General features: G+C 66.6%; 13 protein-coding genes. 5 read left to right on the plus strand and 8 right to left on the minus strand.

Annotated elements, in window-relative coordinates; translation table 11 throughout:
- Window positions 1-33: 33 nt before the first annotated feature.
- Together B3098_RS06090 and B3098_RS06095 are read left to right on the plus strand one after the other, a co-directional pair.
- Window positions 34-1,044, plus strand: a complete 1,011-nt coding sequence (locus B3098_RS06090) for an acyltransferase (protein WP_175138797.1) — start codon at window positions 34-36, stop codon at window positions 1,042-1,044.
- Between the two features lie 290 nt (window positions 1,045-1,334).
- Window positions 1,335-2,480: an aromatic ring-hydroxylating oxygenase subunit alpha gene (locus tag B3098_RS06095; RefSeq protein WP_286893023.1), complete on the plus strand. Its 1,146-nt coding sequence runs from the start codon at window positions 1,335-1,337 to the stop codon at window positions 2,478-2,480.
- A 103-nt stretch (window positions 2,481-2,583) separates the two neighbouring features.
- Here the strand turns inward: B3098_RS06095 and B3098_RS06100 are convergent, their stop codons facing one another.
- From B3098_RS06100 to B3098_RS06120, 5 genes are all read right to left on the minus strand, one after another.
- Complete coding sequence (locus B3098_RS06100) at window positions 2,584-3,714, minus strand: TIGR03364 family FAD-dependent oxidoreductase (RefSeq protein ID WP_279973070.1); 1,131 nt, start codon at window positions 3,712-3,714, stop codon at window positions 2,584-2,586.
- Window positions 3,715-3,802: 88 nt separating this feature from the next.
- On the minus strand, window positions 3,803-4,825 hold the full coding sequence (locus tag B3098_RS06105) for a putative 2-aminoethylphosphonate ABC transporter substrate-binding protein (RefSeq protein WP_279973072.1): 1,023 nt from the start codon (window positions 4,823-4,825) through the stop codon (window positions 3,803-3,805).
- A gap of 127 nt (window positions 4,826-4,952) precedes the next feature.
- Window positions 4,953-5,783: a phosphonoacetaldehyde hydrolase gene (phnX, locus tag B3098_RS06110; protein WP_414631263.1), complete on the minus strand. Its 831-nt coding sequence runs from the start codon at window positions 5,781-5,783 to the stop codon at window positions 4,953-4,955.
- 17 nt (window positions 5,784-5,800) lie between these two features.
- A complete protein-coding gene (locus tag B3098_RS06115; protein WP_286893029.1) occupies window positions 5,801-7,615 on the minus strand; it encodes a putative 2-aminoethylphosphonate ABC transporter permease subunit in 1,815 nt (604 codons plus the stop codon).
- Window positions 7,593-8,666 carry a putative 2-aminoethylphosphonate ABC transporter ATP-binding protein gene (locus tag B3098_RS06120; RefSeq protein WP_286893032.1) on the minus strand — a complete coding sequence of 358 codons (1,074 nt, stop codon included), beginning with the start codon at window positions 8,664-8,666 and terminating at the stop codon, window positions 7,593-7,595. The genes B3098_RS06115 and B3098_RS06120 overlap by 23 nt, the downstream gene beginning before the upstream one ends.
- 145 nt (window positions 8,667-8,811) lie before the next feature.
- Between B3098_RS06120 and B3098_RS06125 the strand changes: the two genes are divergently transcribed.
- A complete protein-coding gene (locus B3098_RS06125) occupies window positions 8,812-9,675 on the plus strand; it encodes a LysR family transcriptional regulator (protein WP_279973079.1) in 864 nt (287 codons plus the stop codon).
- 52 nt (window positions 9,676-9,727) lie between these two features.
- Window positions 9,728-10,297 carry a phosphonate degradation HD-domain oxygenase gene (locus B3098_RS06130; protein WP_175124676.1) on the plus strand — a complete coding sequence of 190 codons (570 nt, stop codon included), beginning with the start codon at window positions 9,728-9,730 and terminating at the stop codon, window positions 10,295-10,297.
- A gap of 55 nt (window positions 10,298-10,352) precedes the next feature.
- Here the strand turns inward: B3098_RS06130 and B3098_RS06135 are convergent, their stop codons facing one another.
- Together B3098_RS06135 and B3098_RS06140 are read right to left on the minus strand one after the other, a co-directional pair.
- On the minus strand, window positions 10,353-11,204 hold the full coding sequence (locus tag B3098_RS06135) for a sulfurtransferase (RefSeq protein ID WP_286893036.1): 852 nt from the start codon (window positions 11,202-11,204) through the stop codon (window positions 10,353-10,355).
- A gap of 37 nt (window positions 11,205-11,241) precedes the next feature.
- On the minus strand, window positions 11,242-12,096 hold the full coding sequence (locus B3098_RS06140; protein ID WP_175124678.1) for a DMT family transporter: 855 nt from the start codon (window positions 12,094-12,096) through the stop codon (window positions 11,242-11,244).
- A 153-nt stretch (window positions 12,097-12,249) separates the two neighbouring features.
- On the opposite strand from B3098_RS06140, the gene htpX reads away from it, so the two are divergent.
- Window positions 12,250-13,131, plus strand: a complete 882-nt coding sequence (gene htpX, locus B3098_RS06145; protein ID WP_056567464.1) for a protease HtpX — start codon at window positions 12,250-12,252, stop codon at window positions 13,129-13,131.
- Between the two features lie 102 nt (window positions 13,132-13,233).
- Here the strand turns inward: htpX and B3098_RS06150 are convergent, their stop codons facing one another.
- Entirely contained in the window at window positions 13,234-14,625 is a 1,392-nt protein-coding gene (locus tag B3098_RS06150) for an L-serine ammonia-lyase (protein ID WP_175124679.1), read from the minus strand.
- Window positions 14,626-14,780 lie beyond the last annotated feature (155 nt).

Consider the following 14,780-nt stretch of genomic DNA (forward strand, 5'->3'; position numbering starts at 1 on the left):
AAGGCGCAGTCGCCGAACCATTCCGGGAGCCCGATGCCTCAGACCGAAGACCGATACGCCCGCCTGGACTCAGCCCGCTGGCTGGCTGCGCTGGCCGTCGTTCTGCTCCACAGCGCCGCACTCATCGTCAGCGATCCCGCCGCCCACGGCCGCGGCGCATGGCTGGCCGCCAATCTGTACGACTCCGCCGCACGCTGGTGCGTGCCCGTCTTCGTGATGGTGAGCGGCGCCCTGCTGCTCGACCCCGACAAGCCCCAGGACGCGCGGCGCTTCTACAGCCGCCGTCTTGCGCGCATCCTGGCCCCGCTGCTCTTCTGGACGCTCTTCTACCTGGCATGGCGCACGGGGCTGGACTGGTGGGACGACGGCCGCATCGATTTTTCGTTCTGGCCGCGCAAGGTCGCGCAGGGCGAGCCTTACTACCACCTCTGGTACCTGTACATGATCGTGGGCCTGTACCTGTTCGCGCCGCTGGTCCGCGTGCTGTATGTGCGCAGCACGCCGAAGGCGCGCGCGCTGTGGGTCGTCGGCATCCTGGGCGTGGCGATTCTTGACGCCCTGTACCGCCGTGCGCTCGGCGCGCCGCATGGCTTTTTCCTGACGTGGTTCCTGCCTTACCTGGGCTACTTCGTCGCGGGCCGTCTGATCTTCGATGGCGAGATGCGCGTTCCGCGCCCGGGCCTGATGCTGGCCGCCACCGTGGCCGCGACCGCGTTGGGCGTGACCGTCATGTCCAACGGCCACGTGCTGGACACCTACTTCTACGACTACTTCAGCCTGACGGTGCCGTTCATGTCGCTGGCTGCGTTCCAATGGATCGTGTCCTCGCCGCGATTGCCAAGGCTTGCAGCGCTGGCCCCGTTGACGTTTGGCGTTTATCTCATCCATCCCGTCTTCCTGGATGTCGCGCGCCGAGTCGGGGCTTTTTCGGGCCAGGACCGCGATGCGTGGGTGGTGCCGCTCCTGACGATGATGGTGTTCGCCTTGTCGGCCGCCAGCAGCTGGTTGCTCAGGCGTCATCCGGCCACCCGCCGGCTCGTCTGAAAGACCTACGGAATAAAGGGTTAATCGCGGTTTGCGCGCGGTCAAACCCGCCCCGGGATTCACGCGAATGGCCTGCCCTTTTGCCACGGGCGTCGTACAAGCCCTTGGGGTACAATTCACGGCTTATTTGATCGGCCAGACACCGATTTTTCTTCGCGCCAGTACGGATTCAACCAGGCTTGAATTCACGAACAAGGCCCCCGGCGCACACCGCGAGGGACCTGGACTTGAACAAAAGCGCCTGGCAAGGCTCAAACCGTCCTGGCTTTTTTATCCGAGCGGAGGGAATCATGACCGACATCGGTCGGATGGCACATGTCGTGCCAGCTCGCACCCAGCTACCCGTCAGCGCTTATTTTGACGAAGCCCTCTTTGCCCGCGAGCAAGAACTCATTTTCGAGCAATCCTCGCTGTACGTCGGCCACCAGAAATTGGTGCCCGAAATCGGGGATTGGCGTACGTTGGTCCAGGAAAACGGAGGGCGCTCGCTGGTTCGCAACCAGCATGGCGTCGAACTCATCTCAAATGTCTGCCGTCACCGTCAGGCATTGATGCTTGGTGGCGAAGCCGGCAACGTGGCCGGCAACTGCAACACGCACGGCAACCTGAAGGCAACCGGCGGCAACATCGTCTGCCCGCTGCACCGCTGGACGTACAACAACCAAGGCGAGTTGTTGGGCGCGCCGCAGTTCGAAACCACGCCCTGCATGAACCTGCAGAAGTTCCGCCTGCGCGATTGCCACGGGCTGCTCTTCGAAGGCCCGCGCGACCCGGCTGCCGACATGGCGCCGCTGTTCGGGCGCCCCGAGTTCGACTTCGGCGACTACGTGCTGGACCACGTTGAAGTGCATCAGTGCAACTACAACTGGAAGACCTTCATCGAGGTCTACCTCGAGGACTACCACGTCGGCCCGTTCCATCCCGGACTGGGGCGTTTCGTCACCTGCGACGACCTGACCTGGGAGTTCAACGACTGGTACAGCCTGCAGAAGGTGGGCGTGCACAACGCGCTGGCGCAGCCGGGTTCGGACGTGTACAAGCAGTGGCACGACCGCCTGCTGTCGTTCCGCGAAGGCGACGCCCCCGACTTCGGCGCCGTGTGGGTCACGTACTTCCCGACCCACATGATCGAGCTCTATCCGCACGTGCTGGTGCTGTCCACGCTGTACCCGAAGGGCCCGCAGGAAACGGTCAACGTGGTCGAGTTCTACTACCCCGAGGAAATCGCTGCGTTTGAGCGCGAGTTCGTCGAGGCGCAGCGCGCGGCCTACATGGAAACGGCCATCGAGGACGACGAGATCGCCGAACGCATGGATGCCGGCCGCAAGGCGTTGATGCTGCGCGGCGTGAACGAGACCGGTCCCTACCAGTCGCCCATGGAAGACGGCATGCAGCACTTCCACGAGTGGTACCGCCGCATCATGCAGTCGGTGTAGTCCCAACCGCCTCAGCCCGCATGACAAAGGGCCTTGCGACATCCTTTACGGATCGTAAGGCCCTTTTTTCGTCCAGGGGCGTTGTGCGGTTCAGCGTCCGAGTTTAACGTCCAATAACGCCCGCCACCGTCCGTTCGCCGATCGCCAACCCCACCGTCATGCCGACGCCAGAGTGCATGACCGCCACCGTGGTGGCCGCGTCCACCGGCATCACGGAAAACGGCGCCGGTCCGTGCGCGCCGTAGACGCCTTGCCACCGCTCGACCACGCGCAGCCGCGCGCCCAGCGCCTGCGAGGCCAGATCGAGCATGGCGTTGTCGACGGCTTCGTCGTTGAATGGCAACGCGTCCTGCCCGTACTGGTGCGAGTCGCCGATGATCAGTTCGCCGTACGGCGTGGGACTGATCAGCAGGTGGATGCCGTTTTCCAGCAGCATCGGCGTACGCGCCTGGATCACGCCGCGCAGCGTCTGCGCCGTCGGCAGGTCCGAGAACGCGCCGTAATGCACGCAGGACAGGCCGGTGAGCAGCGGCCGGTCCAGCGCGATGGGCGGGCCGTCGAACACCGCACGCAGCATCTGCAGGCGCGTGACCTCCAGGTTCAGCGGCGCGAATTGTTCGGGCAACAGGGTCAGGTAATCGTGGCCGGGACACACGAACACATGCGACGCCTTGAAGTCGCCCGCCGAGGTGCTGACTTCGCCGTTTTCCACGGCGCGCGCCAGGGTCCCCGTGATGAAGTCGATGTCCAGCGAGGACTGCAGATAGTGCGTGATGGCCGGCAGCGCCTCGCGCGAATAGATCTGCAGGTCATCGTGGCCGCGCAGCGCCAGGCAGTGGTGGGCCAACTGGCCGTTGTACAGCGCCCCCACCTCGCGAGCCGACAGCAGGTCGGCACGGTACCCTTCCTGCCGCAGCCGCATGTCCGCGAATTCCCGCAACACGTCGGCCTCGTCGGCATTACGCGCCAGCACCAGCGCGCCATTGGCACGCACATGAAAACCCGCCTTGTCCGCCAGATCGAGCCACAGCTCGCGGGACTGCTGCGCGTGCGACAGCATCGTGCCGGGCGCCTGGCCCGTCACGATGACCTGGCCGAAGTTGCGGATCGTCGCGCCGTGCGCCTGGCGGCTGCGCTCGATGACGGCCACGGACAGGCCGCGCTTGGCGGCGGCCCAGGCATGCGCGATGCCGAGCATGCCCGCGCCCACCACGATTACGTCGTAAGTCTTCATTTTTGAACTACTGCGAGAGGAATGTCGGGGAGACCCCCGCGGGTCTCCCGATGCGCGGCGGCGCGCTGCCGCCGCGGTGGGTCAAGGATCACTTCTTCTTCGGCTCGGACTTGCCGTCGTAGCGCTTCGTCCACTCGGCAATGATGCGGTCGCGGTTCGTTGCAGCCCACGTGAAGTCGTTCTTGATCATGCGCGAGGTCAGATCGGCCGGCAGGTTGGGATTGGCGGTCGCAATCGACGGGATCGCCAGCACTGCGAAGTTGGCCTTGTACAGCTCGTTGGCTTCGCGGCTTGCCGAGAAGTCAGCCAGCTTGCGGGCGGCGTCGAGGTTCTTGGTGCCCTTCATGATGGCGGTGGCTTCGACTTCCCAGCCCAGGCCTTCCGACGGGAACACGGCTTCGACCGGCGCGCCGTCGGCCTTCAGCTTGGCGGCGCGGTAGTCGAACGAGATGCCGATCGGGAATTCGCCGGCGGCAGCCATGTTGCACGGCTTGGAACCCGAGTGCGTGTACGAGCCGATGTTCTTGTGCAGGGCGTCCATATAGGCCCAGCCCTTGTCTTCACCGAAGATCTGCAGCCAGGCGCTGACGTCCAGGAAGCCCGTGCCGGACGAGGCCGGGTTCGGCATGACGATCTTGCCGGCGTACACCGGCTTGGTAAGGTCCTGCCACGACGTGGGCTTGGGCAGCTTCTGCTTTTCGGCTTCGATCGTATTGAAGCAGATGGCGGCGGCGTAGCCGTCCATGCCGACCCAGGCCGGTTCGGCCTTGGCGTCGCGCATGTTGGCGGCGATCTGGTCCAGGCCCTTCGGGGCGTAGGGCTGGAGCATGCCTTCCTTGTCCATCAGGCCCAGCGCCGTGCCGGCCAGACCCCAGATCACGTCGGCCTTGGGGTTGTTCTTTTCGGCCAACAGCTTGGCGGCGATGATGCCGGTGGAGTCGCGCACCCACTGGATCTTGATGTCGGGGTTGGCCTTTTCGAAGGCGGCCTGATAGGCCTTGATCTGGTCGGCTTCCAGCGCCGTGTAGACGGTCAGCGTGGTCTCGGCCGAGGCGGCGCCCATCACGCCCGTCAGGGCGGCGGCCAGTGCAAGCAGCTTGTAGCGATTCATGAACAACTCCGTGAGTGAGCGGAAAAGCAGGGTGAACGAGGTCCCCACGGCCGGCGGCTGCCGGCTGCGGATGGAGGTGAGTCAAAGGTCTATGGATGGCCCGGGACGCCGGGCGGCAGCGTCTAGTTCAGGGGCGGTCGCCTCGCGACAGTCGGGCTTCGATGTCGTCGACCACCGCGGGCAGGTCGGCCACCGTGTCGATCAGGTAGTGCGGGCCGGCCGGATCCAGCTCAGCGCGGGCGGCATCGCGCGCCGCGTCGCGGGCGGGTTCGGAAAGGCATTTGTATTCGTCCAGCGTCAGGCCCGCGGCGTTGCCCGACAGCAGCAGCCCCACGGTCCACATGCCGGCGCGGCGGCCCTCTTCGATGCCGGGCGTGGTGTCGTCGACCTTGATGCAGCCGGCCACGTCGGACAGGCCAAGCTCCACCACATTCTTCAAGGCCATGGCGGGCGCGGGACGCGCACGCGGCACTTCATCGCTGGCGACGATGCAGTCGGGCGTCAGGTCCTCGGTGGCGGCGCGTTCGACCACGCGGCCCATCACGCTGGCGGGATAGCCGGAGCACGATCCGATCTTCAGTCCGCGCGCGCGCAAGGCGCGCATCACGTCCGCGGCGCCCGGAATGGCGGCCGAGTACTGCGCCACTTTTTCCAGCTGCATCGGCAGAAAACGCTCGTAGATGGCGGTGACGTCGTCGTCGCTCGGCAGGCGGCCGAAGCGGGCCTGGTACTGGCTGGCAATGGCGGGCTGGTCGCACAGCGTGCGGATGTGATCCCACTTGCCCATGCCCATCGGGCCGCGCGCTTCTTTCAGCGACACGTCCATGCCGAACTGCGCAAACGCATCCACGAACACCTTGGTGGGGGCAAAGGAACCGAAGTCGACCAGCGTGCCGGCCCAGTCGAAGATCACGGCTTCTAGGCGGACGGGCAAAGGTTGAGCAGTCATGAAAGTCATCCTGGAAAAATGATCGGTCAGCGGGACGCCGGGCGCCGCCAGGCCTGGGTGCGCGCCACCAGGGCGCGGCTCGCCAGGTGCAGGACCAGCGCGGCGACGGCGGAACTGGCCATGATGACCGTGCACATGGCGGCGGCCGGGCCGATGAAGCCGGCGTCGTCCATGTTCAGCACGGCAACGGCAGCCAGCACCGTGGACGGGCTGTACAGAAACACCACCGCCGACACGGTCGTCATGGCGGACACGAACAGGTAGCGGGCCACGTCCAGCGCCGCGGGCAGGCACATCGGCAGCGTCACGCGCAAAAAGGTCGTCAGGCGCGGCACCTTCAGCGATGCGGAGGCGGCCTCGAACTCCGGGTCCAGCGCATTGAGCGCGGTGGCGGCCGTCAGGTGGGCGCTGGTATAGAAGTGCACCACCGTGCACAGCACGAGCAGCGGCATCGTGCCGTACAGCACGTTCAGCGGGTTCGACACGCTGTTGAAGAAGAAGATGTAGCCCAGGCCCAGCACCAGCCCCGGCACGGCCATCGGCATCAGCGCCAGCATGCCGGCCATGCCGCGCAGGCCGCGCGCCATCGTGTTGCGGGCCGGCACCTTCTCCATCATCCACGCGCCGACAAAGACCACCAGGGTTCCGACGAGCGCGGTGCAGAACGCGAGTTGCAGGCTGTTGCGCCAGGCGAGCCAGCCGCCGCCGTCCATGTTGTCGAAGTCGTACGAACGCAGCGACATCGACAGGTTGTACGGCCACATCTTCACGAACGAGGCCCAGACCGCCACGCCGATGATCAGCAGCAGGAAGGCCGCCATCACGCCCGCCAGCGCCAGGAACGCCGCGTCGCGGCGGCCGTTCACGCCGGCCGCGTATGGCTGCGCGCGGCCGCTCATCTGGGCGCCCTGACGGGCACGCAAGCGGCGGTCCAGCACGAAGGTCAGCAGCGCCGGCAGCAGGAGCAGGATGCCAATCGCCGCCCCCTTCGGAAAATTCTGCTGCCCCACCACCGCCTTGTAGGCTTCCATCGCCAGCACGTTGTAATCGCCGCCCACCACCTTGGGCACGCCGAAGTCCGTGACGGTCAGCGTGAACACCACGCAGCAGGCCGAGAACACCGCATAGCGCGTGCCGGGCAGCGTGACCGTCATGAAGGTGCGCCACGGACCCGCGCCCATGGCGCGCGCCGCGTCATACAGGCGCCCGTCTGCCAGCGCGAGGCCGGTCAGCAAAATCATGAGCGCATGCGGAAACGTGTAGAAGGCCTCGCCGACGACGATGCCCCAGAAGCCGTAGATGGTGGCGCCGCCGGTCAGGCCCTTGAGCAGGCCCTGATTGCCAAGCAGGTAGACCAGCGCAATGCCGGGCAGCAGCGACGGCGCCAGCAACGGCAGCAGCGCGATCGTGCGCAGCAGACCCTTGCCCGGCAGTCGGGTGCGGGTGAGGCCATAGGCAAAACCGTACGCGCACGGCACCACCAGCAGGGTCGTCACGACGCCCACGGCCAGGCTGCGCCCGACCATGTCCATGAAGCCTTCGGCGCTGATGATGCTGGCGATGACCGACAGGCCCGCCCAGCCGCCGTCAGCGTCCGTGACCGATTTGAGCAGGATCGCCGCCAAGGGCAACGCCAGGAAAAGGAGAAGGCCAAGCGCCAGGCCGCCCTGCCCTAGCGCCAAGCCCAGCGCGCCGATCCACGCGGGCAACGGACGGCGTCCCAAGGCGGGCAGCGGCGCGGCGGCGGATGTGGGAATCGCAGGCGCAGCGGAAACCGCAGCGGCCTGGCCGATGGCTCGGGAATTGTTCACGGCCGGATCAAGCGTAGGCGCGTATCGCATGGCGCGGCAGCTCCACCCAGCAGCGGCCGGCAGCGTGAGCGCCCAGCAGGGCGTCTCCGGTTTCAGGGGACACGATGGAATGGACCGTGGCGCCGGGCACGCCTTCCAGACGCAGGGCGAGCCGATAATTGCGGCCCAGAAACACGCCGTCCAGCACGTCGGCCAGCATGGCGTTCGGCGCTTCCGGCTTGGCCATGCTGACGCGCACGGCCTCGGGCCGCACGAATAGCTTGCCCGACCCGGCGTCCAGGGCGGCGTCCACGGCCAGCTCCTGGCGGCCCACGCGGGCGCGGTGAGTGTCGATGCGTTCGAACGGCAGCCAGTTGGCCTCGCCCACGAAATCGGCGATGAAGGCCGATCCCGGCTGACGATACAGTTCGCGCGGCGTGCCGTACTGTTCGATGATGCCGCCGTTCATCACGGCGATGCGGTCGGCCATCACCATGGCCTCTTCCTGGTCATGCGTCACCATGAGCGTGGTGATGGACAGGCGCTTTTGCAACGCGCGCAGTTCGATGCGCAGGTGTTCACGCACCCGCGCATCCAGCGCGGACATGGGTTCGTCCAGCAACAGCAGGGACGGCGACGGCGCCAATGCGCGCGCCAGCGCCACGCGCTGCTGCTGGCCGCCCGAAATCTGGCCAGGGTATTTGTGCGACGCGCCCGCCAGGCCGACCAGCGTCAGCATCTCCTCGACGCGGCTGGCGACGTGGCTGCGGTGGGCGCGCTTGCCGCTCAAGCCGTAAGCCACGTTCTGGGCCACGGTCAGGTTCGGAAACAGCGCATACGACTGGAACAGGATCCCGTAGTCGCGCGCCTGCGGCTCGGCATGGGAGATGTCGCGGCCCGACAGCACGATGGTGCCGCTGTCCTGGCGCTCCAGCCCGGCAATCGCGCGCAGCAGCGTCGTCTTGCCGCAACCCGACGGCCCCAGCAGACACACCAGCTCTCCGGCGCGGATATCCAGCGACACATCGGCCAGCGCCGTGTGGGTGCCGAATCGCTTGACGAGATTCTGCACGGAGAGAAAGGCGGTATCGCGTTGGGGCATGAGGCCTCCGGTCTGGGAACGAAGGCAGTATGGAATCGGCGTATTGAGCGTTTATGACACTTCGCGCAAATGCAGTAATAAAAACATCAAATTATTTTGGTGTACTGGCGGTCTTGCGCATTGCGTCCAATCCTCGCCCCCGATCGTGCTCGTCGCCGAACTCAAATCCTTCTATGCCGTGGCCCGCTGCGGAACCGTCACCAAGGCCGCCGCCCAACTGGGCGTGAGCCAGCCCACGGTGACCGGGCAGTTGCGTCAGCTCGAATCGCGCTACGGCATCGAACTGTTCCACCGGCAGGGGCGCGGCATGCGGCTGTCGGACGCCGGGCAGAACCTGATGCCGATGGTCGAGAAGCTGGTGCAGCAGGAGACCGAGATCGACTTCCGGCTGCGCGACGCGAGCGATCTGCGCGAGGGCAACCTGCGCATCGGCGCGACCGGCCCGTACTACATCATGGACACCGTGCGGCGCTACAACCAGCGCTATCCCGGCATCGACCTGACCGTCACGATCGGCAATTCGCAGTCGATGCTCCGGGCGCTGCAGGATTACCGCATCGAGATTGCCACGTCTTCCTTTCTGATGGATGACAAGCATCTGTACCGGCGCAAGATCGCCGCGGACCCGATCCGCGTGGTGGTGCACCGGACACATCCGCTGGCCCGGCGCGGGCAGGTGCGCCTTGCCGATCTGGCGGACTATGCGCTGCTGCTGCGCGAGCCGGGCTCCATGACGCGCCAGCTGACCGAAGAGGCGCTGCAGGCCGCCGGCGTCACCGTGCGCCGCACGCTGGAAATCGGCAGCCGCGAATCGATTCGCCAAGCCATCCTGTGCGAGCTGGGCATCAGCCTGATCCCGTCGCGCGAAATCCCGTCCCACCCCGATCTGGCGGCCCTCGACATCGAAGACGCCGGCATCGTGATGAATGAGTACCTGTACTGCCTGCGCGAGCGCCAACCGGTGCAGCTTATCGCGCGCTTTCTGGAGATGGCGCCGGCAGCCGGCTGACCGTTGCGGTCACTGCCCGCCTCTTCCCCTTGCGGCCACTCAGGAGACAACCATGGCCTTGACCCTGCAGGATATCGAACAGCTTTTCCTGGAACGCGGGCACCGTTCCTATCATGGCGAATCCGTCAGCCATCTGCGGCACGCGCTGCAGACGGCGACGCTGGCCGAACAGAACGGCGCCAACGCCCATCTCATCACGGCGTGCCTGCTGCATGACCTGGGCCACCTGATCGCCGATCGGCCCGGCACGCCGACGCTGCGCGGCATCGACGACAAGCATCAGTATTTCGTGCTGCCCTTCCTGCGCGGCTTGTTCAGCGCCGCCGTGCTGGATCCCATCCGCCTGCACGTCGAGGCCAAGCGCTACCTCTGCTATGTCGAACCGCAGTACGAAGCGAGGCTATCCGAGGATTCCCGCCGCAGCCTGGCACTGCAGGGCGGCAGTTTCGACGCCGGCCAGGCGGTGGACTTCGCCAGCATGCCCGGCGCGCCCGACGCGATCCGCCTGCGGCGGTGGGACGACATGGCCAAGGTGCCGGGGCTGGCGACGCCGCCGCTCGATCACTTCCTGGAAATCGCCGAAAGCGTGTCCGGACGCGTCAAGCTGGCCGCGGTCTGGTAACTGCCCGCCCGCGACCATGAAAAAAGCCAGGGTATAGGCCCTGGCTTTTTGTCGTTCATTCGCCCTTGGCCACCGGCCGGGCGGGATCGCTGCACCATTCGCTCCAGGAACCCGGATACAGGCGGGAACCGGACAGGCCGGCGATTTCCATCGACAGCAGGTTGTGGCAGGCGGTGATGCCCGAGCCGCACTGGTGGACGATGGACGCCGGATCGCGCCCCGCCAGAAGCGCCCCGAATTCCGCGCGCAGCGCGTCGGCTGACTTGAAGCGGCCGTCCGGCTGCAGATTTTCGCCGTTCGGGCGGTTCAGCGCGCCGGGGATATGGCCGGCCACCGGGTCCATCGGTTCCACTTCGCCGCGATAGCGATTGGCGGCGCGCGCGTCGATCACGGTGAAGGCCGGCTGGGCGATGTTGGCCAGCACCGTCTGGGCGTCCACCGTGCCGGCCAGCGGCGCGCCTGGCTCGACCGGCTTGCCCGGCTGCACGGCGGGCGCCGCGTCGTGGCTGACGGGCAGGCCAGCGGCCGTCCAGGCTTGCCATCCGCCGTCCAGCACGGCGACCTGGTCATGGCCCAGCCAGCGCAGCATCCACCACAGATGCGCCGCATACATGCCGCCGCTGGCGTCGTACGCCACGACCAGCGTGCTGGGGGTCACGCCGTGGGCGGCCATCAGCGCGCCGAACTGGGCACGGTCCGGCAGCGGATGGCGGCCGTTCTTGCCCGTCTTCGCGGCGGCCAACTCGGTTTCATGATCCAGGTAGCGGGCGCCGGGAATGTGGCCCGCGTCGTAGGCCTGGCGGCCCGCCGCGTGGTTGGTCAAATCGTGCCGCACGTCGAACACGCGCACGTCGGGCGTATCCAAACGCGAGGCCAGGTCAGCGGCGGAGATCAGGGTCGTCGTCATGCGAGGGGGCTCCTGTGGAATTCGGCGGATGCTGGGATCAGACCGGCTTGGGATCGCGCATGGTGCGCCACACCGACAGCAGGCCCGCGAAGATGATGAGGCCCATGCCGGCCCAGGCCACGACGTCCAGATGGTCGCCCCAGAAGCCCATGCCGATCAGCGCCGCGAAGATGATGGTGCTGTACTGCAGGGCGGCGGTCAGCAGCGCCGACCCCATGCCGAACGCCCGGGTCATGGCCAACTGGCCAAACAGCCCCGCGACGCCCACGCCCAGCAGCGAAAGATAACCGGTCCAGTCCGCATAGCCCCAGCCTTCAAACGCCAGTCCGGCGCCGCTGGACGCGCACACCGCGACCGAGAAGAACAGCACAGTGCGCCATTCGGGTTCGCCGATGCGGCCCAGCTGGCGGATCTGCATCATCGCGATGGCGGACATGGCGCCCGCCCCCATGCCGAGCAGGGCGGCAAGCCACTGGTCTTCGTTGATGCTGGGCCGCAGCACGGCAATGACGCCCATGAACCCCAGCGCCACGGCCAGGATCCGCACCGGATCACGCTGCGCCCCGCCCCACCCCAGCATCCAACAGGCGATGAACAGCGGCGCCGTGTAGTTCAGGCTGGTGGCCGTGGCCAGCGGCAGATGGGAGATGGCAAAAAAGCCCAGCCACATCGACGTTACGCCGGACAGATTGCGCCAGATGTGCAGCTTCCAGCTCGTGGGAATGATGGACTGACGGCCGGCGCGCGCCCAGATCAGCAGAAGGATCACCGACGGCAGGCCGCGAAAGAGCACGACCTGCGGCAGCGACGCGCCGTGTTCGGTGCCGAGCTTCACGAACGACCCCATGATGGCGAACATGGCGGACGCCACCAACATCCAAAGTGCCTGCATGCGGGTCTACGCTAAGGGAAAAGGGGGGATGGAATAAGGGAAAGCGATACTATACTCTCCGTCACCCGGAGCGGAGCCGGCGAGTCGGGGAACTGGCGAGGCCCCGCGATGTCGAAATCCGGGTATTTGCCGCTCGCAGAGGAATAAAAAAACATGAAACGCATTGTTCTGTTCGTCATCACCAACCTGGCCGTCATGCTCGTGCTGTCGGCCACGCTGCGCATCCTGGGCGTGGACCGTGTCATCACGGCCAACGGGATCAACTTCAACGCGCTCCTGATCTTCTCGGTCGTGGTTGGCTTCACCGGCGCCATCATCTCGCTCCTCATGAGCAAGCCGATGGCCAAGTGGAGCACCGGCGCGCAGGTGCTGGACCCCAACGCGCCCCGCAACCAGCGCGAAGCCTGGCTGGTCGACACGGTCCACCAACTGGCCGACCGCGCCGGCATCGGCCGCCCCGAAGTCGCCATCTACGAAGGCGCCCCCAACGCGTTTGCCACCGGCGCGTTCAAGAACGACTCGCTGGTCGCCGTGTCGACGGGCCTCCTGGAAAGCATGTCCGAAGAGGAAGTCGCAGCCGTGCTGGCGCACGAAGTCGCGCACATCGCCAACGGCGACATGGTCACCCTGACCCTGATCCAGGGCGTGGTGAACACCTTCGTCATCTTCCTGGCGCGCGTGGTCGGCTACTTCATCGACCGCGTCGTGTTCAAGAACGAACGCGGCATCGGCCCGGGCTACTTCGTCACGGTGCTGGTCTGTGAAATCATCTTCGGCGTCCTGGCCTCGATCATCGTGGCCTGGTTCTCGCGCCAGCGCGAGTACCGCGCAGACGCCGGCTCGGCCCACCTGATGGGCGCCCGCGAACCGATGATCCGCGCCCTGGCCCGCCTGGGCGGCCTGGAACCGGGCGAACTGCCCAAGTCCTTCGAAGCGTCCGGCATCACCGGCAAGGGCGGCCTGGCAGCCATGTTCGCCTCGCACCCGCCGATCCCGGCCCGCATCGCCGCGCTGCAGAATGCGCGCGTGATCTGACCGGCCCCGGCCCTTGGCCGCAAAAAAGCCCGCTTCGGCGGGCTTTTTTGCGTACGTATCAAGCACAAGCGCGTGGATGGGAGGTCGCCACCCAGGCCGCGCTCAGCACTCGACGATATTCACCGCCAGACCGCCCCGCGCCGTTTCCTTGTACTTGGTCTTCATGTCGGCGCCGGTTTCGCGCATGGTCTTGATGACCGAGTCCAGCGACACGTAGTGCTGGCCGTCGCCGCGCAGCGCCATGCGGGCGGCGTTGACGGCCTTGACCGAGGCCATGGCGTTGCGCTCGATACAGGGAATCTGCACCAGTCCGCCGACCGGGTCGCAGGTCAGGCCCAGGTTGTGCTCCATGCCGATCTCGGCCGCGTTTTCCACCTGCTCTACCGACCCGCCCAGCGCCGCCGCCAATCCGCCGGCCGCCATGGAACAGGCCACGCCGACCTCACCCTGACAGCCCACTTCCGCGCCCGACAGCGACGCGTTGTACTTGTACAGCAGCCCGATCGCGGCCGCGGTCAGCAGGAAGTCGCGCACGCCATCGCGGTTGGCGCCCGGCACGAAGCGGTCGTAATAGTGCAGCACCGCCGGGATGATGCCCGCCGCGCCGTTGGTCGGCGCGGTGACCACGCGGCCGCCCGCGGCGTTCTCTTCGTTGACGGCCATCGCGTACAGATTCACCCAGTCCATGACGGACAGCGGGTCGGACAGCGTGCGCTCGGCGCGCTGCGTGAGATTGCGGTACAGCTCCGGGGCGCGGCGGCGCACGCGCAGCGGACCGGGCAGCTCGCCGTCCGCCTCCGGATAGTTGATGCCACAGCCGCGCGCCACGCAGTCCTGCATCACCTGCCAGATCCGGTCCAGACCGGCATTGACTTCCGAGGCTTCGCGCCAGGTCAGCTCGTTCTGCATCATGATCTGCGCGACGGTCATGCCGTTTTCCTGGCACATGGCCAAGAGCTCGCGTCCCATGCGGAACGGGTACGGCAACTGGTCGTGCGCGGCGATGACCTGGCTGTTGGACGCGCCCGCCGTGACGACGAAGCCACCGCCCACCGACAGGTAGCGCGCCTCGCGCAGGCTCTGGCCGTCGGCGTCGAAGGCGTGGAACTTCATGCCGTTGGGGTGTTCGGCCATGGCTTCGCGGCGGTAGAACATCAGGTGTTCCTTTTCCACGAAGGGCAGCGGGTACTTGCCCAGCAACGGCAGTTGGCGGCTGGCGCGTACGGACGCGACCATGCCGGCGATGGCAGCCGGATCGACGGTGTCGGGCGCCTCGCCCATCAGGCCCAGCAGCACGCCCTTGTCGGTGCCGTGGCCCTTGCCGGTGGCGCCCAACGATCCGTACAGTTCGGCCCGCACGCTGGCGACCCGCGGAATCAGGCCGTCACGCTCCAGCCCCTGGGCGAACAGCAGCGCCGCCCGCATCGGACCCACGGTATGGGAACTTGACGGGCCGATACCCACCTTGAACAGATCGAAAACGGAAACGGCCACGCCAAACTCCAAGACATCCACAAATGATCAGGCAATGATACGCGTAGCCCCGGGCGCACGCAGCAAAGCCCCGCCGGGCGTATCCTGTATCTTCGCGCCGGGTGTCAAAGCCCGGCGGGGCATGCGATCATTACAGAATTATTACTTGTCATAAA

The sequence above is a fragment of the Achromobacter sp. UBA2119 genome (genome assembly GCF_002331005.1).
Lineage (GTDB): Bacteria > Pseudomonadota > Gammaproteobacteria > Burkholderiales > Burkholderiaceae_B > Achromobacter > Achromobacter animicus.

Excerpts from the sequence above, each read along its gene's own strand:
- B3098_RS06090 (WP_175138797.1), top strand. The coding sequence starts at position 34 with ATGCCTCAGACCGAAGACCGATACGCCCGCCTGGACTCAGCCCGCTGG.
- B3098_RS06095 (WP_286893023.1), top strand. The coding sequence starts at position 1,335 with ATGACCGACATCGGTCGGATGGCACATGTCGTGCCAGCTCGCACCCAG.
- htpX (WP_056567464.1), top strand. The coding sequence starts at position 12,250 with ATGAAACGCATTGTTCTGTTCGTCATCACCAACCTGGCCGTCATGCTC.
- B3098_RS06120 (WP_286893032.1), bottom strand. The coding sequence starts at position 8,666 with ATGCCCCAACGCGATACCGCCTTTCTCTCCGTGCAGAATCTCGTCAAG.
- B3098_RS06140 (WP_175124678.1), bottom strand. The coding sequence starts at position 12,096 with ATGCAGGCACTTTGGATGTTGGTGGCGTCCGCCATGTTCGCCATCATG.
- B3098_RS06135 (WP_286893036.1), bottom strand. The coding sequence starts at position 11,204 with ATGACGACGACCCTGATCTCCGCCGCTGACCTGGCCTCGCGTTTGGAT.
- B3098_RS06100 (WP_279973070.1), bottom strand. The coding sequence starts at position 3,714 with ATGAAGACTTACGACGTAATCGTGGTGGGCGCGGGCATGCTCGGCATC.
- B3098_RS06105 (WP_279973072.1), bottom strand. The coding sequence starts at position 4,825 with ATGAATCGCTACAAGCTGCTTGCACTGGCCGCCGCCCTGACGGGCGTG.
- B3098_RS06115 (WP_286893029.1), bottom strand. The coding sequence starts at position 7,615 with ATGCGATACGCGCCTACGCTTGATCCGGCCGTGAACAATTCCCGAGCC.
- B3098_RS06130 (WP_175124676.1), top strand. The coding sequence starts at position 9,728 with ATGGCCTTGACCCTGCAGGATATCGAACAGCTTTTCCTGGAACGCGGG.
- phnX (WP_414631263.1), bottom strand. The coding sequence starts at position 5,783 with ATGACTTTCATGACTGCTCAACCTTTGCCCGTCCGCCTAGAAGCCGTG.